General features: G+C 39.6%; 24 protein-coding genes and 1 other annotated feature. All 24 genes read right to left on the bottom strand.

Going from position 1 to position 22,396, the window contains the following annotated elements; translation table 11 throughout:
* Positions 1-140: 140 nt before the first annotated feature.
* Positions 141-1,436: a solute carrier family 23 protein gene (locus tag NSQ61_RS04400; RefSeq protein ID WP_063388473.1), complete on the bottom strand. Its 1,296-nt coding sequence runs from the start codon at positions 1,434-1,436 to the stop codon at positions 141-143.
* Between the two features lie 143 nt (positions 1,437-1,579).
* The gene (gene pyrR / locus NSQ61_RS04395; protein ID WP_063388474.1) at positions 1,580-2,125 is read right to left on the bottom strand and encodes a bifunctional pyr operon transcriptional regulator/uracil phosphoribosyltransferase PyrR; all 546 of its coding nucleotides are present in this window, start codon (positions 2,123-2,125) and stop codon (positions 1,580-1,582) included.
* Between the two features lie 163 nt (positions 2,126-2,288).
* Entirely contained in the window at positions 2,289-3,203 is a 915-nt protein-coding gene (locus NSQ61_RS04390; RefSeq protein WP_327847739.1) for an RluA family pseudouridine synthase, read from the bottom strand.
* A gap of 3 nt (positions 3,204-3,206) precedes the next feature.
* Complete coding sequence (gene lspA, locus NSQ61_RS04385) at positions 3,207-3,668, bottom strand: signal peptidase II (protein WP_412674429.1); 462 nt, start codon at positions 3,666-3,668, stop codon at positions 3,207-3,209.
* Positions 3,669-3,777: 109 nt separating this feature from the next.
* Complete coding sequence (locus NSQ61_RS04380; protein WP_232515561.1) at positions 3,778-4,116, bottom strand: molecular chaperone DnaK; 339 nt, start codon at positions 4,114-4,116, stop codon at positions 3,778-3,780.
* A gap of 253 nt (positions 4,117-4,369) precedes the next feature.
* Positions 4,370-7,144: an isoleucine--tRNA ligase gene (gene ileS, locus NSQ61_RS04375; RefSeq protein ID WP_144597715.1), complete on the bottom strand. Its 2,775-nt coding sequence runs from the start codon at positions 7,142-7,144 to the stop codon at positions 4,370-4,372.
* Positions 7,145-7,197: 53 nt separating this feature from the next.
* Positions 7,198-7,422: a binding site (T-box leader), on the bottom strand.
* Between the two features lie 51 nt (positions 7,423-7,473).
* Positions 7,474-7,983: a DivIVA domain-containing protein gene (locus NSQ61_RS04370; RefSeq protein WP_063388479.1), complete on the bottom strand. Its 510-nt coding sequence runs from the start codon at positions 7,981-7,983 to the stop codon at positions 7,474-7,476.
* Between the two features lie 95 nt (positions 7,984-8,078).
* Positions 8,079-8,855, bottom strand: coding sequence for a YlmH family RNA-binding protein (locus tag NSQ61_RS04365; protein WP_063388480.1), 777 nt, complete (start codon positions 8,853-8,855; stop codon positions 8,079-8,081).
* Between the two features lie 78 nt (positions 8,856-8,933).
* A complete protein-coding gene (locus tag NSQ61_RS04360; protein ID WP_063388481.1) occupies positions 8,934-9,197 on the bottom strand; it encodes a YggT family protein in 264 nt (87 codons plus the stop codon).
* A gap of 9 nt (positions 9,198-9,206) precedes the next feature.
* Positions 9,207-9,668: a cell division protein SepF gene (locus tag NSQ61_RS04355; RefSeq protein WP_063388482.1), complete on the bottom strand. Its 462-nt coding sequence runs from the start codon at positions 9,666-9,668 to the stop codon at positions 9,207-9,209.
* Positions 9,669-9,690: 22 nt separating this feature from the next.
* A complete protein-coding gene (locus NSQ61_RS04350; RefSeq protein WP_066246582.1) occupies positions 9,691-10,362 on the bottom strand; it encodes a YggS family pyridoxal phosphate-dependent enzyme in 672 nt (223 codons plus the stop codon).
* A 3-nt stretch (positions 10,363-10,365) separates the two neighbouring features.
* Positions 10,366-11,193 (bottom strand): peptidoglycan editing factor PgeF, encoded by an 828-nt coding sequence (pgeF, locus tag NSQ61_RS04345; protein ID WP_063388484.1) that lies wholly within the window; start codon positions 11,191-11,193, stop codon positions 10,366-10,368.
* A gap of 82 nt (positions 11,194-11,275) precedes the next feature.
* Entirely contained in the window at positions 11,276-11,527 is a 252-nt protein-coding gene (locus tag NSQ61_RS04340) for a YlmC/YmxH family sporulation protein (RefSeq protein WP_063388485.1), read from the bottom strand.
* Between the two features lie 96 nt (positions 11,528-11,623).
* On the bottom strand, positions 11,624-12,400 hold the full coding sequence (gene sigG / locus NSQ61_RS04335; RefSeq protein WP_063388486.1) for an RNA polymerase sporulation sigma factor SigG: 777 nt from the start codon (positions 12,398-12,400) through the stop codon (positions 11,624-11,626).
* Between the two features lie 131 nt (positions 12,401-12,531).
* A complete protein-coding gene (sigE, locus tag NSQ61_RS04330) occupies positions 12,532-13,251 on the bottom strand; it encodes an RNA polymerase sporulation sigma factor SigE (RefSeq protein ID WP_063388487.1) in 720 nt (239 codons plus the stop codon).
* 51 nt (positions 13,252-13,302) lie between these two features.
* Positions 13,303-14,229, bottom strand: a complete 927-nt coding sequence (gene spoIIGA / locus NSQ61_RS04325) for a sigma-E processing peptidase SpoIIGA (protein ID WP_063388488.1) — start codon at positions 14,227-14,229, stop codon at positions 13,303-13,305.
* A 720-nt stretch (positions 14,230-14,949) separates the two neighbouring features.
* On the bottom strand, positions 14,950-16,083 hold the full coding sequence (ftsZ, locus tag NSQ61_RS04320) for a cell division protein FtsZ (protein WP_063388489.1): 1,134 nt from the start codon (positions 16,081-16,083) through the stop codon (positions 14,950-14,952).
* Positions 16,084-16,124: 41 nt separating this feature from the next.
* Positions 16,125-17,411: a cell division protein FtsA gene (gene ftsA / locus NSQ61_RS04315; protein ID WP_063388490.1), complete on the bottom strand. Its 1,287-nt coding sequence runs from the start codon at positions 17,409-17,411 to the stop codon at positions 16,125-16,127.
* 129 nt (positions 17,412-17,540) lie between these two features.
* Entirely contained in the window at positions 17,541-17,912 is a 372-nt protein-coding gene (locus tag NSQ61_RS04310; RefSeq protein WP_063388491.1) for a small basic family protein, read from the bottom strand.
* A gap of 2 nt (positions 17,913-17,914) precedes the next feature.
* On the bottom strand, positions 17,915-18,637 hold the full coding sequence (locus NSQ61_RS04305; protein WP_232515562.1) for a DUF881 domain-containing protein: 723 nt from the start codon (positions 18,635-18,637) through the stop codon (positions 17,915-17,917).
* Between the two features lie 49 nt (positions 18,638-18,686).
* Positions 18,687-19,394: a DUF881 domain-containing protein gene (locus NSQ61_RS04300; protein WP_063388492.1), complete on the bottom strand. Its 708-nt coding sequence runs from the start codon at positions 19,392-19,394 to the stop codon at positions 18,687-18,689.
* On the bottom strand, positions 19,381-20,172 hold the full coding sequence (locus NSQ61_RS04295; protein WP_063388493.1) for a cell division protein FtsQ/DivIB: 792 nt from the start codon (positions 20,170-20,172) through the stop codon (positions 19,381-19,383). Before NSQ61_RS04295 ends, NSQ61_RS04300 begins: the two co-directional genes overlap by 14 nt.
* Positions 20,173-20,344: 172 nt before the next feature.
* Positions 20,345-21,256, bottom strand: a complete 912-nt coding sequence (gene murB, locus NSQ61_RS04290; RefSeq protein ID WP_066251810.1) for a UDP-N-acetylmuramate dehydrogenase — start codon at positions 21,254-21,256, stop codon at positions 20,345-20,347.
* Positions 21,257-21,272: 16 nt separating this feature from the next.
* Entirely contained in the window at positions 21,273-22,379 is a 1,107-nt protein-coding gene (murG, locus tag NSQ61_RS04285) for an undecaprenyldiphospho-muramoylpentapeptide beta-N-acetylglucosaminyltransferase (RefSeq protein WP_340806098.1), read from the bottom strand.
* Between the last annotated feature and the right edge of the window lie 17 nt (positions 22,380-22,396).

Raw genomic sequence — 22,396 nt, 5'->3', positions numbered from 1 at the left:
TTCCTTTAAATAAAAGCGATTGACGTTTGAATTTTAAAAAAACACCCTGCCAAGGCATGACAGGGTGTAAGCAAATGACGAAGCATGATTTGTCCCACACACCCTTGAAAGCCTCTCTGGACTTTTTTAAAAGGTGATTGCTACGCTACTGAATCTTCTTCATTTGTGTCAAAAATATGTTCTTCTTTTTTACCTGGGAGCACAAAGTTTAAAATGACGCCAATGATTGCAGCTAATGCCATTCCGTGTAACTCAAAGCTTTCCCCGAACTTAATCATCGCTTCGCCAATTCCTATTACTAAAATGACGGAAGTGATGATTAAGTTTCTTTTTTCGTTCAGATCAACTTTATGCTCAATCATCATTCTTAATCCTGAAGATGCGATGATCCCGAAGAGCAGTATTGAAACGCCACCCATTACTGGAGTTGGAATCGAACTGATCAAGGCGGAAATTTTTCCAATAAAGCCAAACAAGATTGCAAATAGAGCTGCACCGGCAATGACATAAACGCTGTAAATCCTTGTAATCGCCAATACGCCGATATTTTCGCCATATGTCGTGTTCGGCGGTCCACCGATAAAAGATGCAATCATGGTTGCCGCTCCGTCGCCGAGAATGGAACGGGCAAGTCCAGGGTCTTTGATTAAATCTTTTCCGATTACTTGGCTTAGCAGCATTTGGTGACCGATATGCTCGGATAATGTCACCACTGCGACTGGAACCATCAGCAGAATGATTTCAGATGTAATGTGAGGTGTATAATCAACAAATGGAATGATAAAGTTCGGGAGCTGAAACCATTTGGCTTCCGCCACTTTTTGAAAGTCGACAATACCGATTATAAGCGAGTATACATATCCGCCGAAAATTCCGATTAATACAGGGATTAGGTTAAAAAATCCTTTAAAAAATGCCATTGTTATAATGGTGATCAGAAGCGTAACAAGGCCTGCTGAAAAGTGAAGCAAGCTGTAATGTCCTTTAGGATCGTTCATGGCCATACTCACAGCTGTTGATGCAAGGCCAAGTCCGATTACCATAATTACTGGACCGACGACAACAGTTGGAAGTAATTTCATAATCCATTTATATCCTGTCTGTTTGATGATAAGCGCGACAACCCCGTAAACTAGGCCTGCCAAAAAGCTGCCGATCATCGCCGCTCCTACACCGCCGGCAGCTTTAGCCGCAATTAACGGTGTGATGAAGGCAAAGGAGGAGCCGACATATGCCGGCACTTTTCCTTTTGTTATCAAAATAAATGCGAGTGTGCCGAGACCGCTGGAAATCAAAGCAACAGAAGGATCAATTTTGACTAAAAACGGTACGAGAATCGTTGCTCCAAACATGGCAAATAAATGTTGGAAGCTTAAGGCGAGCCATGTGATAAAATCAGGTTTATCATGAACATCTAGTATAATATTTCTTTTCATGTTTTTTCCTCCTTATGGAATTTGCACAAAAAAACCTCTTTGGCCGATGAGGCACAAAGAGGTTTTACCAAAGTGCATACAAATAGCGTATACACCTTTCGGACCCCTTTGCAGCCTCACGGGACTGCTATTAAAAGGGACATCTATTCATTTTCATAAATGGATACTTTTTCTTTTTCATCTACTTCCAAAAGCTGTACAACAATTTTTTCTGATTTTGAAGTAGGTATGTTTTTCCCGACATAATCCGCTCGGATCGGCAGTTCACGATGGCCGCGGTCAACAAGTACAGCGAGCTGGATTTGCGCTGGCCTGCCGTAGTCAACAATGGCATCCATCGCTGCCCGTACCGTTCTTCCCGTGTAAAGGACATCGTCTACTAAAATGACTTTTCGATTGTTAATATCGATCGGGATATCTGAACCTTTAACGAGCGGTTCGCCGCTTTCTGTTTTTTGTGTTAAATCATCCCGGTAAAAAGTAATGTCAAGGTTGCCGACAGGTATCTCTTTTCCTTCAATGTCCTCTATTCTTTTTGCAAGACGTTTGGCAAGATAAATTCCCCTTGTCTTGATTCCGACCAAAACACAATTGTCTATACCTTTATTGTGTTCGATAATTTCGTGGGCTATTCTAGTTAACGCCCTTCTGATCGCCTGCTCATCTAAAACAACCGCTTTTTCCGGCATGCTCATCACCTCAAATTTCGGTTAAAAAAACCTCTCATCCTGAGGATGAGAGGTTTTGTGCATAGCTCACCTATTGCCATACGATTCCTTCTCAGCCTCACGGGACTGCAGTTAAAGGATGCTGTATTGTCTAAACGTATTATGACAGAGCAGCTCGTAAATGTCAACGATCATTTCTTAACATTTGCAAAATCTTTTCGAATTCTTCCGGGAGCGATGCTTCAAACTTCAAAAACTCTTTTGTTCTTGGATGCTCAAAACCAAGTACGCCTGCATGAAGAGCCTGTCCATGAATCGGAAGTGTTTTTTTCGGTCCATATTTTGGATCGCCGGCTAGCGGAAAACCGATATATTTCATATGCACGCGGATTTGATGCGTTCTTCCGGTTTCCAGCCGACATTCAATATATGTATAATCCGAAAATCGTTCCAGCACATGAAAATGGGTGACAGCTTCTTTACTGTTTGTTTTTGTTACCGTCATTTTTTGCCGATCCTTTGGATCCCTGCCGATCGGAGCATCAATTGTGGCATGATCGTGCGGAATTACCCCGTGTACAATCGCCTTATATCTCCTTTCAACCCTCTTTTCCATTAATTGATTTGCTAATGATTCATGAGCGTAATCATTTTTGGCAACCATTAATAAACCTGAAGTATCTTTATCAATCCGGTGAACAATTCCCGGTCGAAGGACTCCGTTAATTCCGGACAAATCTTTACAATGATATAAAAGACCGTTCACAAGTGTTCCTGAAGTGTGTCCCGGCGCTGGATGGACGACCATCCCACGCGGTTTATTGACAACGATGACATCTTCATCCTCATAGTATATATCAAGCTCCATCGGCTCAGGCTTGACATCCAGCTCTTCCGGTTCTGGAACAGATACAATGATGACATCACCAATTTGGCACTTGTAATTGGCCTTCACCGATTTTTCATTTACTGAAACAACCCCGTCCTTGATCCAATTTTGGACCAACGTTCTTGACCAATTCTCATCTTTATTGGCCAAAAATTTATCTATTCGTTCATGTTCCTCTTTTTCCGTCACAACAAAAGTAAATTGCTCCATTTTCTACTCCTTTTGCTTCTTTTCTTCAAAAAACAGAAAATATATGAAAAGTAAAATAACACCGATTGTTAAAGATGAATCGGCAATATTAAAAATTGGAAAATTATAACCGAAAATATATGTATGGATAAAGTCCACCACCTCTTTGCGGAAAAGGCGGTCAATAAAATTCCCAATCGCTCCGCCGAGCATTAAGCTGAGAGCAACCCCCAGCATTGCATTTTGTTTCGCATATTTTTGCATATAATAAATAATCGCTACGACAACAATAATGGTAATCACATAAAAGAACAACATCTGGTTTTGCAATATTCCCCAAGCCGCTCCTTTATTGCGGTGAGACGTTATGTATAAAAATCCGTTGATAATTTCAATGCTTTCACCAATTTCCATATTTTTTACGATCAGCCATTTTGTCCATTGGTCGAGAGCGATGACAAATAATGCAATCAAATATTTAAGCACACTGCGTTCCTCCACTCACTGGCAAGTTTCCATCAAATTTTAGCACATTTTTTGACAAACAGTAAAGAAGGGGAACAAGCAAAAAAGTGAAGCTTGTTCACTTCACTTCTTAATGATATTCTAGTGTTTTTTTTAAATATGATTTCATATTGAGAAAATCATGAATCGTTCTGGCTGTCGGAATTTGTGCCAATTGTTCGAGCGGCAATTTTTGCAATGTTTCTTCACATATGCCATAAAGTCCATATTCCATTTTTTCCAATGCAAGCTCAACATCGTTGAGCTCATTTTTTACATCCCGGATAAAAATCGGGTCATCCAATTGACTTTTGGCGAGCCGCGCATTGAGTTCGTCCTTCATTAACGTTAATTCGTCTTTGATTTGATCGAGCGGATTCATTATTAAAACCCCCTCGTCTGTTTTGTATTTATATTGTAACCGCCGCACTGCCTCCTATCACATTCAAGTTTTTCCACACACGTAAATAGCGGCTTGGAAATGATTCACACTTTAAAAGCTAAAAAGCTGAATTCTTCTTTCAATTTTGAGCAAAGTATTCATTTTTGAAAAAGCATCCGAGAAAACTTTTCCAATTGACTATGACGGATTTCAATGAAAGATCGTTCTTTTTATGACACTTCTTTATGAGGAAGCATTGCTAAATGAAAAAACTCCCTGTTTGCACAGGGAGCTGATAAAACTATGCTAGATGGCTGTAGTGATCTTTCACAATGCTTGCACATCTTTTGCACAATGTCGGATGGTCTTGATCAGTGCCTATATCTGTTGAAACAACCCAACATCTTTCACAAGTCTCACCATCCGCTTGCTTCACAATTATTTTGATGCTATCAAATGTTTGCGCTTCTTCTGGAGCATCTTTGTAATCACCGGCAATTTCTAACTGGGAAACAATAAACAGCTGTTTTAAGTCCTCTTGTATTGAATTGAACAATTCTTTTATTTCTTCGTTCGGATAAAGGATGAGAGCAGCATTTAACGATTTGCCGATCACTTTTTCATTTCGGGCAATTTCCAGGGCCTTTAATACATCATCGCGAACTGACATAAACTGATCCCATTTCGCTTCAATCTCTTTGCTGCCTTCAATCTCTACAGCTTCCGGCATATCGACAAGCTGTACGCTCTTTTCTTCGACTGATTCAATATGTCCCCATACTTCTTCTGTTGTATGCGGCAAAATCGGTGTCATCAGCTTTACAAGAGCAAGAAGCGCTTCATATAAAACCGTTTGGATAGAACGTCGATTATGGCTGTCAGCAGCCTCAATATACAGAATGTCTTTTGCAAAATCAAGATAAAATGAGCTTAGCTCAATCGTACAGAAATTGTGAACGTCATGATAGATGGATGCAAAATCATATTCTTCATATGCTTTTCGCACTTTGGCAATTAGTTTATTCAGTTTAATGAGAATATAGCGATCCACTTCTCTTAATTTTTCTACAGAAACACGATGCTGATTTGGATCAAAATCAAACAAATTTCCTAACAAGAAACGGTACGTGTTGCGAATTTTCCGATATACTTCAGATACTTGTTTTAAGATTGCATCAGAGACGCGAACATCCGATTGATAATCAACTGATGCTACCCATAGACGAAGAATATCTGCTCCAAACTGTTCCGTCACTTTGGCAGGAACAACAACATTTCCTAGCGATTTGCTCATTTTCCGTCCTTCGCCGTCCAGCGCAAATCCATGGCTTAAAACGCCTTTATATGGAGCTTTTCCTGTGACAGCAACTGCTGTAGACAGCGATGAATTAAACCAGCCGCGATATTGGTCAGAGCCTTCTAAATAAAGATCAGCAGGACGCTGCAAATCTTCCCGTTCAACTAAAACTGCTTGATGAGAAGAGCCTGAATCGAACCAAACGTCCATAATGTCTGTTTCTTTTGTAAAAATGCCGTTCGGGCTTGAAGGGTGTGTAAATCCTTCTGGAAGCAGGTCTTTTGCTTCGCGTTCAAACCAAACGTTCGAGCCGTGCTCGCGGAACAGTTTTGCCACATGTTCAATCGTTTCATCTGTTATGATCGGCTCCCCATTTTCACCATAAAACACTGGAATTGGCACGCCCCATGCCCGCTGACGGGAAATACACCAATCGCTTCGATCGCGGATCATGTTATGAATGCGAATTTCTCCCCAATTAGGGATCCATTTCGTTTCTTTAATTGCTTGCAGCAATTCATCTCGAAAATCTTTAATGGACGCAAACCATTGCGCTGTTGCTCTGAAAATCGTTGGTTTCTTTGTCCGCCAGTCATGTGGATAGGAGTGTGTAATAAATGAAAGCTTTAGCAATGCCCCTACTTCTTCTAATTTTTCCGTTATTTTTTTATTTGCGTCATCATAAAACAATCCTTCGAACCCTGGAGCTTCTTCTGTCATGTACCCTCTTTCGTCGACAGGACATAATACGCCTAGGTTATATTTTTGTCCGACGACAAAATCGTCTTCCCCATGGCCTGGCGCTGTATGGACGCATCCTGTACCAGCGTCGGTCGTTACATGTTCGCCAAGGATCACTAATGAATCGCGGTCATAGAACGGGTGTTTCGCAACCACATATTCCAGCTCTTTGCCTTTAAACGATTTCACTACTTCATATTCTGTCCAGTCCAGCTCTTTTGCCACTTCTTCGAGCAGAGCAGATGCGATCACAAACTTGTCAGCTCCAACCTTCACTACAGAATATTCCAAATCAGGATGAACAGCAATTCCTAAGTTTGCAGGGATAGTCCACGGAGTAGTCGTCCAAATGACGATTTTTTCTCCATCTGTTAATATATTTTTTCCGTCCTTTATTTCAAATGCAACATAAATAGAAGGCGAGCGTTTGTCATAATATTCAATTTCCGCCTCTGCCAAGGCAGATTCGCTCGATGGAGACCAATAAACCGGCTTCAAGCCTTTATAAATATATCCCTTTTTCGCCATTTCTCCAAAGACGCGAATTTGCTGGGCTTCATATTCTGGTTTCAAGGTGACATATGGATTTTTCCAGTCGCCTCGAATTCCAAGGCGTTTAAATTGCACGCGCTGGCGCTCAATTTGCTCCCATGCATATTGCTCGCAATGTTTTCGAAACTGCGCGACATCCATCTCTTTTCGATTGATTTTTTGTTTCTTCAAAAGTGCTGTTTCAATTGGCAGACCGTGCGTATCCCATCCAGGAACATACGGTGCGCAATATCCGCTCATGGATTTATAACGGACAATAATGTCTTTTAAAATTTTGTTTAAGGCATGCCCCATATGAATATCCCCGTTTGCGAACGGCGGACCATCATGCAATATGAAAAGAGGCCGTCCTTTCGTGCGCTCCTGCACTTTTTCATAAATATCCATCTCTTCCCATTTTTTCTGGATCTCAGGTTCTTTTTTCGGAAGGTTCCCTCTCATTGGAAAGTCTGTTTTCGGCATTCGTAACGTCTCTTTATAATCCATTCCCATTCCTCCACATAATATTTGTTCACTAAAATAAAAAAAACTCCTCATCCCTAAGGGACGAGGAGGAATCTCGCGGTACCACCCTTTTAGATGCGCACAAATCATGCACATCCACTCATAAACATAACGGACTTGGCCGCCACAGCCTACTAGCATGTTTCAGCTATGGACTCAAGGGTGATGTTCATCCTTTCGCCTTTACCCGGGCTTCCACCGTCCCCGGTTCGCTGTCATAAAGGGCTTGAAAGGACTACTGTCCCTCTCATTGTTTTGTCATATTCCGTTTTATTTTCGTATTATATGAAATCACGAACAAAAAAGTCAAGTTATACTTTCGGTTCTTCCGCTTCTTCTCCTAAGATTGGCTCGACATTGTATTCCATTAAGTGATCCCAATCATCATTTTTTAGCAGATCAAGCTGTGCTTCGATGAGCATTTGAAAACGGGTGCGGAATACTTTTGACTGCTTTTTCATCTCTTCGATTTCCATTGCAATTTTATGCGATTTAGCAAGTGCTTCATTGATGATTCTGTCAGCATTTTTTTCCGCTTCTTTAATGATCAGCTTCGCTTCCTTTTGAGCGTTTCTTTTCACATCTTCCGCAGCTTCCTGCGCAACTAAAATCGATTTATTTAACGTTTCTTCTATATTTGTAAAGTGATTCAGCTTCTCGGTTAATTCCTTCACCTTTAATTCCAATTCTTTCTTTTCGCGGATGACCATTTCATAATCTTTAATCACTTGATCTAAAAACTCATTTACTTCATCTTCATCATAGCCGCGAAAGCCTTTTGTAAATTCCTTGTTATGAATATCCAGCGGGGTTAAAGGCACAAATTCCACCTCCATATGTATGTTTTTCGCAAAACACTAATCCAATTATAAACGATTTTTCGACAGAATGGGCAAAAATCTTTCCATTTGTAATATTATTTTTGTATTCCGATCTTAATGCGCCACTTATCTTTTCTTGTTTTCCCTTCAATTGCCAAAACTTTGCTTCTTCCGAATCCTCGGACAGATAACACATCATCTTCCGCAATTTCAAAATGAGCATCCTCAACAATTTTCCAATTGACTTTGACAAGACTATTTTCAATAAGCGATTTTATTTTTTGCCGAGATTGGTGATAAACATTTGCTAGAACAGCATCGAGCCGAAGCGAAGAAACGGTGATCAAAGAAATATCCATTTCTTCTTCATGAGAAAACACATCTTCGAATGGAATCTGTTTCAAACGAACGGAAATCTTTCCAATTTTATTCCAGTTCAGCTGCAGAAAATTGGCAATTTCTTGCGCAACCATGACTTGCACCGTTTCATCATGAATGATAATGTCGCCGAACTTGCTCCGTTTTAAGCCGAGCGACATAAGCGATCCAAGCACTTCGCGATGTGATAATGTTACGAATTTTTTCGGGAACATGATTTCAAATGCGAACATTGAAAAATCATCTAATGTCGGTTGAATATAGTCAGGGTAAAAAAAAGCCCGCTTTCTTTCAGCATTTTTATAGCCTCCGAAAAATTGCACGTGAACATCCGGATTTTCACCGATCAATGTCTTAATGATTTTCTGTTCCCGCGGATCTAAAAAATCGGTCAATTTTGGCCGATATTGCTCAGTCACAATTTGTTTCCATCCAAAGACTTTGTCAATGAACTCCCTTTCTTCTTTGCGAAAATGCTGATAAACACTCTCCATAAGAGACAACTCCAATTATGATATGAAAAGAGCCGATTGGCATACAAAACAATTCGAATGTCAATCGGCGAATGAATTTTATGAAATCATACTAAAAAGAGCATACAGCCCATAATCTGCAAAATGCAGGGCAATCAATGCAACAATAGGAGATACATCAATCATCCCTAATGGAGGAATGATTCTTCTAAACGGTTCTAAATAAGGCTCACATATAGCCGCTAAAAATTGTCCAATGGACGTTTCCCTTGCATTCGGAAACCAAGACATCAAAATATAAATGATAATCGCATAGGAATAAATATCGAGCAAAAAACTTAATATGTTATATATTGTCCCCATCAATCATTTCTACCACCTTTTATTTTCATCATCTGCCATGAAATCGGAAATGGAGCCGGCGACATCTACGTTATCTGGGGTACATAAAAATATGTTTGTTCCAACACGCTGGATGTCTCCGCCAATCGCATAAACAGTGCCGCTTAAAAAATCAACAATTCTTTTTGCCTGATCATGCCCGATCCGCTGCAAATTGACAATGCATGAACGGCGGTTTTTCAGATGATCAGCAATTTCTTGCGCCTCTGAATACGTTCTTGGCTCACATAATATTACTTTAGTGGATTTTTGGGCGCTTTGCAAACTTACAACATTTTGTTTTCCGAAAGCGGCATTTTTTTCAACGCTGCTGTTGTGATTGAACATAATCGGTTCATGTTGGTGTTTCTCTTCCGGAGCTTCCATATCTTCAATCTCATAATCTTCATCATCGAGGGCAAAAAAGCTTTTAAATTTATTCTTTAAGCTCATCTGATTTACCTCCAGTTTCGTTTTATGTACCTACTAGCGAGGAGCCGATGCGAAGATAAGTAGCCCCTTCTTCAACCGCGATTTTGTAGTCGTTGGACATCCCCATTGATAGCTCTGTACATGGTGCATTCGCTATATTTAGTGCTTTCACTTGTTCCTGCAGTTGCTTTAAACTTCGGAAGCATCTTCTGATTTCATCTTCATCTTCTGTAAATGGAGCCATTGTCATTAATCCGACAACTTCGATATGGCGATACTCCTTCAACTGTTGAATAAAATCAATGCATTGTTCAGGAGCCACGCCATGCTTTGACTGTTCGCCAGATGTATTTACTTGCACAAAGCATTTGATCGTTCGATCTGCTCTTTTTTCAATTTCGTTTGCTAGCGATATTCTATCCAACGAATGAATATAATCGACCTTGTCTATAATATTTTTCACTTTTCGAGTTTGAAGTGTGCCGATGAAATGCCAGACAGCTTTTGACCCAATGCTGTTATATTTCGATAAAAAACCGTCATCCCTGTTTTCGCCTAAGTGTAAAATGCCTGAATTTATCGCCTCTATAGCCCGTTCTACCGTTACATATTTCGTCACTGCAATAATTTGGATATCATCTATTTTTCGATTTGATTTTTTGCATGCTTGTTCGATTTCCTGTTGGATTCGTGCTAAATTTTCTTTCACTGACAAGGCTTAGTATCCCTCCTTCAAACCGATAAATCCCATCATTCGTCCTGTTTTCCCTTGATCTCTTCGATGGGAAAAAAACAAATCTTGATCGCAGCTTGTACAATATGAGGTCAATAGGATTTGATGTTCCGGCACTCCTTTTTTCATTAACAATCTTTTGTTGATTTCTGCAAGATGAATAGAATAAAGGCCGTTCTCAAGCTGTTTATAAAATGTCGTCTCATTGTCAAAAAGAGGTTTGATCGCATCGATCACATCGTCATTGACGACATAACAGCATTCGCCGATTGAAGGACCTATGGCTGCAAATATATTTTGAGCTTGCACACCTTCGTGCAAAACCCAACTGTCGATCATTTCACCTGCTATATTTTTCGCAGTCCCTCTCCAGCCCGCATGTGCGATGCCAATCAGTGAGTCTTTTGGAGAAAAAAAGAAAATCGGAACACAATCAGCAAAAAAAAGGGAAAGTAATATATTTTTTTCCGATGTGTATAGGCCGTCCGTTTGAGTGATGCATTGACGATATGTAAAAACCCCTGATCCTTTATGTTTATTTACTACCTTGACAATTTGTTTGTCATGGACTTGATCGGCACATACCCAGTTTGGTAGATCAAAACGAATTTTGTCCCCAATGATTTTTCGATTTTTGATCACCGTTTCCTTTTCATCATTCACATGAAGACCTAAATTTAATGAAGCAAAACCATTCTTGGAAAATCCTCCTTTTCTCGTCGTAAAACCTGCTGTAATCTGAGAATGAAGCTTCGCCCAAGCAGGTATGGAGAAAAAAGATTCATCTGTTAATTGAAACGGTTCATGTTTCATTGTACCATTCCTCTTCGACAATTCTCTTATTTTTATTTTAACATATCTTTAAGCCAACATTTAACCAAAATTCGTGCGATTCTTATTCTGTTTCAACATTTTTCGAAACTCTTACTAAAATAACATCTTTTCCGATTTTTACGATGTTCCTCCAAGGAATGACAATTTCTTCCCCTTTTCCAAAAAAACCTAAAACCTTCCCTTGACTAGTGATCATGATCGCTTGAATTTTACCAGTTTTTAAGTCGATGTCAACGTCTTCAATGCTTCCTAATTTTTTTCCGTCATGGACATTCACAACATCTTTTATTTGCAAATCGGAAATATGGATCATGCCGGCTTCTCCCCTCAAGTATTTTTACAATCAGTATATGAGTTTTTTTTTTGAATGATGATAAAGGGCCACATTCAAAAGAATGTGGCCCAATGATTATTGAATATTTTTGGTCATTTGTTTAATGGCAGCTTTTTCAAGCCGAGAAACTTGAGCTTGGGAAATGCCGATTTCTTCTGCTACCTCCATTTGTGTTTTGCCTTGAAAAAACCTTTTTTTCAATATCAGCTTCTCCCGATCATTCAATCGTCTGATCCCCTCTTTTAGAACAATTTCTTCAATCCACTTGGAATCGCGGTTTCGCTCGTCGCTTAACTGATCCATGACAAAGATCGGATCACCGCCGTCGTTATAAATCGGTTCAAATAATGAAACTGGATCTTGAATGGCGTCTAAAGCAAAAACGATTTCTTCATGCGGCACATTCAGCTCTTTAGCAATTTCTTCTGCCTTCGGCTCACGTGACGTTTCGCTCATGAGTTTTTCACGCACCTGCAAAGCTTTATAGGCAATATCACGCAATGATCTTGAAACACGTATCGGATTGTTGTCTCGCAAATATCGACGAATTTCACCGATGATCATCGGTACAGCATAAGTAGAAAATTTTACGTTTTGGCTCAGATCAAAATTATCTATAGATTTCATCAACCCAATACATCCTACTTGAAAAAGATCATCGACAAACTCGCCTCTGTTATTAAATCTTTGGATGACGCTTAAAACGAGTCGCAAATTTCCGTTGACAAGCTTTTCTCTGGCTGATAAATCACCGCTTTGCATTTGTTTAAATAATTCTCGCATTTCTTCATTTTTTAAAACAGGAAGCTTCGAAGTATCAACACCGCAAATTTCAACTTTATTTCTTGTCATTTCGTTTCCCCCTTACAGGAGTTCTTGCTGTCTTAAGTTAAGTATCTCCCTGAAGGGGAAAAATATGCACAAGCTTTTCAGAGTGAACACGCTGTTGATTTTTCGCTATACATGCGACTAGCAAGCAAAAATTACACCATTTTATTAAATTCTTTTCGAAGACGCTTAATAATTCTTTTTTCCAATCTTGATATGTAAGATTGAGAAATCCCGAGCATGTCAGCCACATCTTTTTGCGTTTTTTCTTCTCCGCCATGCAATCCAAACCTAAGCTCCATTATTTGTTTTTCTCGTTCATTTAATTGCTGCAGCGCCCGCATTAATAGCTTTCGGTCAACATTAGCCTCCAAATCCTTTGTAATAATATCGTCTTCTGTTCCGAGAACATCCGAAAGAAGCAGTTCATTTCCATCCCAATCAATGTTCAACGGTTCATCAAAAGAAACTTCAGATCTTGTCTTATTATTTCTGCGCAAATACATTAATATTTCATTTTCTATACATCTAGATGCATATGTCGCAAGCTTGATCTTTTTTTCGGGATTAAAGGTGTTGACTGCTTTAATTAGCCCGATCGTCCCAATGCTGATCAAATCTTCAATATTGATGCCGGTGTTTTCAAATTTTCGGGCAATATACACGACAAGGCGCAAATTTCGTTCAATCAAAATCGAACGGGCAGCCTTATCGCCGCTCGGAAGTTTTTTTAACAGTATTTCTTCCTCTTCCTTCGAAAGCGGAGGCGGCAGCGCTTCGCTTCCGCCGATATAATAAATTTCATCTGTTTTGATCCCTAATTTTGTTAAAAACTTGTACCATATATACGTGAGATAAAGCTTAATTTTTTTCATGTTGTTCCCCCTTCTAAACAAATTGGTTTATGAGTATGCTATGAATAAAGGCTAAGAAGCATCTTTTTGTTTACCCGTCTGGATCATTTTTGGATGAATAATGCATTGATAATCGTCTTCGCTTGAAAGCCGCGAATGATTTAGTCCAATAAGCGGGCGGGACAGCATTAATGATTCTTCTTTTGTATGAATCACCACTTCGTCTGCTATTACGGCTAATAATAACTGAAGATCCTGGCCAACTGAGCGGTACGGAATAATTTTCAGCCTGCCGATCCATTCTTTCTGTTCTATTGCTGTCACAGCCTCCATAGGATTTCGATTTGAAATGACTTGGTGCATACTTTCAGGAAACACGGTCATTAATTTTTCCGCTTCGGCAATCATGACTGGCTTCTTAGTGATGGGATCATACAATTGATTGCCGCTGTCAATCAATCCTTTTACTGTTACTTTTTTCTCCATCATCGTGATCGAAACATCGACAATTTGATCATAGTGGATTTTTTTTGCTTCAACCTGTTCAAGCCGCAAGCGGGAAAAATACCAAATAATCGGAAAGCCGACCACGATAAATAACCAGCTGACAGGATTTCCGAAGCCATTTCCATTTGTTAAAATCATGTTATTTTGAAATGAAAAGCCTACTTGAAAAAAATAATAAGTGCCAAGCATACCTCCCCCAACTGCAAAAGTGACAAAATAGAAAGTCAATAAATTTTCTATAAAGTAGCGAAACTTCTTAAAGCCAAAAGCATAAAGAACCATCACACATGAGAGGATTAGTTTTGATTCCGGACGGCTCGCCAGCTGTGCGAAAGGCGAAAAAAGCAATATCACAATAGCGGAGCCGATGAGCGAAGCAATCATTATTTTTTTCCATACAATGTTTCTCTTTAAGATGATTGCTGTAAGAAAAAGGAGCATGATATCAAAGCAAAAATTCATCAGCCAAATAGCATCCAAATAAATGGTCAACCGCCTCTTCCTCTCCCACCATTCAATTTTCTAGGCTTCTGACTTGCTATTAATAGGTAGTATAAACGCTATTCATTCCAAATTGTGTCAAATAGTGGCGAGTACAGCATACAATTTTTGACGGATTCCTAATGTTTTCGTCGAATGGAAAAATGGTTAAAGAAAAAAAAACGGTACAAGCCTTTTAGAGGAAGAAAGCTAAATTGCTGAAGTTGTAAACACTTTCGTTAAGAGACGATGGGGAAATTACAGGAGATCTTTTCTTAAAAAAGCTGTGTAAATGTTTATACTTTTTCAGAACGAGGAAAAAGCCTGGCTAAAAAGCCAGGTCCTTTCGCGTATATATCTGCAATTTATATTCCACAAAAAATATTAGAACTTACCATATACATGGCATTAAATTTTCAGCAAGGATCCGCATTTTTTTCAAATGGCATGTCGTATTTTTTCATAAAGTTTTGATTCATTCGTTTTGCTATTTTCGGGAACGCGTTCAAATCTGTTTATCTATTTTTACATAATTTTTTGATTCTTTCCGCCGTAATACGATTTTTGAACAAATCATGCCTAAAAGGAATCTCTGAATCCTGCAAATATTTATGTTCCAGTCCAATATTTAAACTGTTTTACGCATGCAAATATTAAAAACCTTCCATTTTGCCCGCTTGATGAGCTTTAAGAAAAAAGCATGGATGACGTCTATTGTCACCCATGCTTTTTTTAGCGGCGCTTTCTGTTTCTTAAAAATGTCGGGATGTCAAGCGTATCTTCTGCCTGCTGCAATGCACGGCTCGTAATGTCGTGAGTCGGCTCTTCCTTTTTCACTTCACGCTTAGTTGCAACATTTGGCTTCTTATTAGGAGCAAATGGTCTCGCTTCTTGCTTGCTAGGATTTATTTCAGTTTCTCTAAATCCAGTTGCAATCACTGTTACAACAATTTCATCCTTCAAATCTTCATTAATAACAGATCCAAAGATCATGTTGACATCTTGGTCCGAGGCTGATGCAACAATATCGGCTGCTTCTTGAACCTCATATAGGCTTAAATTTGTTCCGCCGGTAATGTTCATCAATACTCCTTGCGCCCCATCGATTGAAGTTTCAAGAAGCGGACTTGAGATTGCTTTTTTGGCAGCTTCAGCCGCTCTGTTCTCTCCCGTTGCTACTCCGATTCCCATCAATGCAGAACCTTTGTTCGACATAATCGTTTTCACGTCCGCAAAGTCTAGATTGATGAGTCCCGGCACAGCAATTAAATCAGAAATACCTTGCACTCCTTGACGAAGAACGTTATCCGCTTCACGGAAAGCTTCAAGCATCGGCGTATTTTTATCAACAATTTCAAGAAGTCTGTCATTCGGAATCACAATAAGAGTGTCAACGGCTTCTTTCATGGCTGCAATTCCACCAGCCGCCTGCATAGCGCGTTTTCTTCCTTCAAACGTGAACGGCCTCGTGACAACGCCGACCGTCAGTGCTCCTAAATCTTTGGCAATTTGCGCAATGACAGGTGCTGCACCAGTTCCGGTGCCTCCTCCCATTCCAGCCGTTACAAACACCATGTCTGCACCTTTTACAGCTTCTTCAATTTGTTCCTTGTTTTCTTCAGCAGCTTTTTTTCCGACCTCTGGATTTGCTCCTGCACCAAGGCCCCTTGTCAATTTTGCGCCAATTTGCATTTTTGTTTCTGCTTTTGAAAGGTTTAATGCTTGTGCATCAGTGTTGACAGCAATGAACTCTACACCTTGCACACCATGTTCAATCATCCGGTTGACGGCATTATTTCCGCCGCCTCCTACTCCAATAACTTTAATTGTTGCAAAGCCGTCAATATTCGTATCGAACTCCAACATGCAAAATCCTCCCTAATCCATCAATGCTCTATTGACGAAATTTATTCGAAAAAGTACCCAAAAAATTTCTTCACTCTGCTCATTTTTTCTTCATTTTGACGCTTCGTTTTTTGCTTTAAAGTCACTTCATTCGCTTCACTCGGAACAGTTTGCTTAATCTGTTCCACCTCCACCTTCGATCCAATCCGTCTCCCTTGAATTTTTGCATTTTTGTAGGCAAACTGGATGAGACCGACACCTGTCATGTATTGAGGATTTCTAACACCTATGTAGTCGGGGCTAGCAATCCGAACATTGTGGGCGAGTACAGTTTGAGCAAGTTCAAGCACACCAGGAATGTTTGCACTTCCGCCAGTTAACACGAAACCTCCGGGCAATTCCCTGAAGCCCAGTTTTGCAATTTCTTGAGCTACAAGCAGAAAAATTTCCTCCATTCTAGCCTCAATAATATCAGCTATTTGAAGCTGATTGAATTTTTGCATTTTATCGCTGCCTATAATCGGAACATCAAACACCTCGTCTTCAGATGCATGATCATAAAAGGCATGTCCATGTTTAATTTTAATTTTTTCAGCATTTTCTGTGGAAGTTCTAAGACCAATTGATAAATCGTTGGTAATGTGTTCTCCCCCAACCGGTAGAACGGAAGTTGTTTTTAACTCTCCGTTTTCAAAAACTGCAATGGTAGTGGATCCCCCGCCAATATCGATAAGAGCTACGCCTAAATTTTTTTCGTCTTTGGATAAAGCAACTGAACCACATGCGAGAGGCTGAAGTGCAATATCCGTAATTTCAAGGCCTGCACGTTCAACGCAGCGCAGTAAATTATGTAGAATAGTTTTTGATCCGGTGATGAGCAGCCCTTCCATTTCCAGCCTTACTCCCAACATTCCCCTTGGATCATGTATCCCGTCAAGACCGTCTACAATAAACTGCTTCGGAATGCAATCTATAATTTCCCGATCTGGGGGAATGGATAAAACTTGTGCAGCTTCAATGACACGCCTTACATCTTCATTTTGAATTTCTCGGTTTTCACTTGAAACTGCCACTACTCCTTGACAATCTTGAAGTTTTACATGAGAGCCGCTCACACCGACAACAACTTTATGGAGGGGCATGCCGATCATTCTTTCCGCTTGTTCCACAGCCTTTTTAATAGAATGAACGGTTTCATCTATATCAACAATTGATCCTTTTTTTAAGCCTTTTGATTTCACATTACCAACACCAATAACGTTTAACGATTCATCCATCATTTCGCCAATGATTACTTTTACATTGGATGTACCGATGTCAAGACTGACAAATATTTCATTGCTGTTCAATGCTTTTGGCACCTCCTTATCCAATACTACTATTCTATTACGTCCAATAGAACAATACAATGAAACGAACGTTACATATTTGTTTCAATTTGTATATGTGTAAATTCAACACTTGATCTATTTTCCCTTTTAAAAGTTGGATTTTTTTTTGTGCGTATTTCTGCCGCTGTTCCATTTTGCGATTAAAATTCTGCGAATAACCGCTATATTTTGGAAAAGCCGAACTCCAAAAGCAAACATTGCTACTAAATACAAGTCTACACCAAGATGAACGCCGAGAAAAGCTAAACTTGCAGCTAAAAGTATATTAAAAAAGAATCCGGAAACAAACACAAGCTCATCATAAGAATTTTGCAAGTATGCCCGGAATCCCCCGAACAGAGTATCAAGCGCAGCAAGTATGGCTATTGATAAATAGTTGGAATATTCATCTGGAATTTGAATGTTGCTGTACAGACCTAAGATGATACCTAAAAGAATTCCGATAACCGGGAGCCACATAACTAATTCCCTTCCTTTTCATCTTTAAGAGGTGCCATATTTTGAATGCGGATCGATTTTTCATAAGGCGGTATAATTAGCTGTTTCTGCGGTGCAGATACGGTCAATTTCAAATTATCAATCGCAAAATCGTCTTTCAATGCAGATCCATTTATTTTACTGTAAAGTTTTTCAGCGTCGTTTGATAAAATTTTGATTTCAATCGGGTAAGTGTTCAGACTGTTTCCGTCAATTTTCGTTATTCCGTTAATATCGCGGATAACGGTTGTGTTGACAACTCTGTATCCGTTTATTGAAATTTCTTTTGCTTCATAAGAGTTCACTTCATTGATCAGACGCTTTAAAAGCTCTGGCGAAATCGGCTGAATAGGTTTTCCGAGCAGGTTGCTGTCAAACAAAGGCTCAACTGTGAGAACGACACCCTCACCTTTTACTTCGGTTAAACCCGCTTTCGCCTTCAGCTCTTCTAAAGTATCTTTCAACGCTTTTTCAGGACTTTCGTTTTTTTCCATTTCCCTTTGCATTTGGTCATATTTGCGGATTTCTTCTAACAATTCCACTTGAAGCTTTTGTTCTCTTTTTAAATCTTCACGGAGCTCCCACATATCCCTCGTATCACGCTCGTCCGGTTCTTCTATGGATCGATATTGCACGCCAAGCATAAACCCAAAAATTGTTGTAATGATGGAAAATGTAAAGGCAAATTTCCATTTTGGTTTAATCAATCGTCCATCACCTTTCTTTTTTCTAGAGCTAGGTTAGCTAGGGTTTCCGCTAATCATCCAGTTCATTTGACAAATAGGGCCCCATTTTAATTTCTTTTTTCTTTTCCACCTTTACAACAATATTTTCATAGGCAAGCTGATCCAAAACGCCTCCTGCAATGTTTAGCGCCTGCGTCAATACCTCAGCATCTCCGATGGCAGAAATAACAAATGGAGCGGGAAATTGGTTTCCATCTACCGTTACGACGGGGCCGTTACAGATGATATAAGAATGATGGAATATTCTTTGTCCGTTGATCGCTACAGCGGTCGCACCTGAAATGAGCAATTCATTCACAACTTTAAAGATGTGGCTTTCATGAACAATATAATTGTTCACATTTTCCCCTTCTGGAACATAAGAAGAGTCTTCGAGCGTCACTTCAATCCCTTCGCCGACAACCCCTACCTCTCCTACAAACATCCTCAATTTTTCAACATCTTCAACTAAGTTATAATAAAGCTCTTTCTCTTTTTTCAATTGCTCTTCAATTTCTGTAACTTTTTTTTGTTTTTGAAAAAGCTCCTCCTGGAGCTTCCGGTTTGTTTCTTCTTGATTGATCAGCAGCTTTCTTGTTTCATATTCTTTTTCCCACTGTTCTGGTGATACATTCAAATCTTTTCTTTCTTTTGTCCATTGAAAAGAATATGAAATTAAGAAACCGACGACGAGCATAATAAAAAATAACATGACATGGCTGGCATTAGCTTTCCTCATCGGCTTTGTCCCCTTTATTCTTCTGTGATCCTTTCTTGCTGTAAGGCTCAAAATAAGAACCGACTTCTAAGTGGATAATCCCTTTTACTTTCGGGTTGAGTTCTTTTACAATCATTGGATATGAACGCATTTTTTCAGCAAAAGTTTTCATAGAAGCTCTCACTTCATAGCCGTTGTTCATAAATAATGTAATTATGTACGGATCCATTTTTTCCGGCGTATAGTGAACCTCAGAAATGGAATTGGAAATGGAATGCGGAAGGTTTGTCAATTGTTCAGTCATGAGATGAGCAAATTCAGCATCGTCAAAACCGAATAAGATCGGAGCATCAGGCACTTTTACGCTTTTTTGTCCATCTAAAGTTTCCCCGTTTTCCAAAACCGGGTAAAAGGATGATCCATTGGACACGTAGGCTACTCGTTTCATTTCTTCAATTTCAATCCGAATGGTGTGAGGGAAAATTTTGACTATGTTCGCACCTTTCACTTCTTTATGTTTTTTCAAGGCTTTGATCGTTTTTTCTTTATTAACACTCCAAAAATTCGTCTGTTGATCGATACCGGAAAGCGAAATGATTTCATCGCTGGGAACATTGACATTTCCGCTCACTTCTACGTTTTTCACTTTGCTTAACGGCGTTTCTAAATAAATAATTAATAAAATAAGCAAGGAGAAGGTGAGAATAAATAGTATAAATCTCCTATTTGCCTTTTGTTTGCGCTGCTGCTTGAGCTTCGGTATCCGATCCTCGATTGAAACGATTTTTTCTTTTTCCAAGTCTATGTTCACCCCATCCTAGATTCATTGAATCCAGGTTTAATATATAAGCTTGTCCAAAAGGAGCAAAAAATGTTTAAAGGTGAAAAAACGGCAATAGCATGCCGTTTTAAAAAAATCTTGTTGAAATATTATAACATAATGTACAAGCTGAAAGGGAGAAAGATTTTTCCTATTTATTCCTTCCAACAATTTCAACTTCCGTTTCCATTTTGATTTGGAATTGCTCGTAAATCGTCTTTTTTACAAAATCGATGAGGGCCAGAACATCTGAAGCTGTTGCATTGTCTTCATTGACAATAAAATTCCCGTGCATCTCCGATATTTTTGCGCCTCCGATTTTGTAGCCTTTTAAGCCGGCTTTTTCAATGAGCTGACCAGCATAATGAGGAAGGGGGTTTCGGAAAATGCTTCCTGCGCAAGGATGGTTCCAAGGTTGTGTTTCACGGCGATATTCTTTATTTTTTTGCATCGTGGATACGATGCTGTCTCTATCTCCTTTTTTTAATTGAAATACCGCTTCTAAACATATTCCCGGGCGCTTTTTTTGCAAGATGGAGCTGCGGTATGAAAATTCCATTTCTTTATTGGAAAGCCATTCTAATGTCCCATCTGCAAACAAAATATGCGCCTTTTTGAGAACATTTGAAATATCCGAGCCGTGCGCACCCGCATTCATATAGACCGCACCGCCTACAGATCCGGGAATGCCGCTGGCAAATTCTAAACCAGACAATCCTTTTCTGCTGATCAATGTTGACAGGCTGACTAATGAATAGCCTCCCCCTACTGTGATCTCCTCATCTTGAATGGTTAAATGGCTGATGCCGTTTCCTAATTTAATTACGACCCCGGCAATTCCTTCATCTAAAACAAGTAAATTGGATCCTCTCCCTATTACGCGCCAATCTGCATGATGCTTTTTGATGATTTCCATTGTTTTCATTAAGCCTTCAATGCTTTTTGGCTCGACAAACACATCTGCCGGTCCGCCGACTTTCATCGTTGTATGTTTTTTTAACGGCTCATTCTCAAGCACTTTTCCTACATCAGCTCGAATTAACTCTTCCAACAGCTGCTTCACATGTATCCCCCCATTTTCAAATCTTGTTATTAGCAGCGGCAAGTTCGTTCATGACTTGATAAAGCCTTTTGGCTGCATCACGAACTCCCAGTTCAAAAGAAGCTTTGCTCATGCTCTTCAACGTTTCCGGATTCAGTAAAATTTGATCGATCAACGTTAACAAACGATGCCCTGTTAAATTTTGTTCAAGCAATAAAACGGCAGCGTTTCTTTCACTGAGTGTGCGGGCATTTGCTTCTTGATGATTGGCTGTAACATACGGGCTTGGAATTAATATGCTTGGAAGACCAAGCGCTGTTATTTCCGCTAAAGTCGTAGCACCTGCTCTTGATACGATTAAATCAACTGCTGCCAGCACATCCGGCATTTGGTGGATAAACGGTTTGATAATAATATTTTTCAGCCGGCCGCAATCACCTATTTGTTCCATTATTTGCTTGTAATGAACCTCACCGGTGACATAAACAATTTGATACGGCTTTTTCGATAATTCGTCAAGGATGCTGAGGACAGATTCATTAATCGGTCTTGCCCCGCGGCTTCCTCCAAAGATGAGCACGGATTTTACATTCTCTGTTAAATTTAAAGATGATTTACCTTTTGCCCGATCGCCGCCAATCACTTCCTGCGCGCGAGGATTTCCTGTTAGAACAACTTTTTCTTCCGGAAAAAATTTTTTGGAGCTTTCAAAAGAAATGGCGACTTTATCAACATATTTTGCTAAAAATTTATTAGTCAAACCAGGCACGCTGTTTTGTTCGTGGATGATTGTCGGTATTCCGAGTCTGCTGGCTGCATAAACGACTGGTCCCGAAACATATCCTCCAGTCCCAACTACAACATCCGCCTGAAACTCTTTTAGCAGCTTTTTGCAGATGGCGAAGCTGTTGAAAAATCGATAAACTGTTTTAACATTATCAAACGACAGCTTTCGTTTAAAACCGCTAATTTTAATCGCTTTAAACGGGATCCCTTCCCGTGCCACAATCTCTTTTTCCAGTCCATTTTCCGTCCCTATATATAAAAAATTGGCATGAGGGTCATATTTTTTCACTTCTTTTATGAAAGCAAGCGCAGGATAAATATGACCGCCGGTTCCTCCTCCACTTACGACAATGTTCATTCAAAAAGCCCCCCTGA

The organism is Aeribacillus sp. FSL K6-1121 (assembly GCF_038003725.1).
Lineage (GTDB): Bacteria > Bacillota > Bacilli > Bacillales > Aeribacillaceae > Aeribacillus > Aeribacillus composti.
Note: the sequence above shows the minus strand (reverse complement) of the source record. Positions and strands in the feature narration are given on the sequence as shown.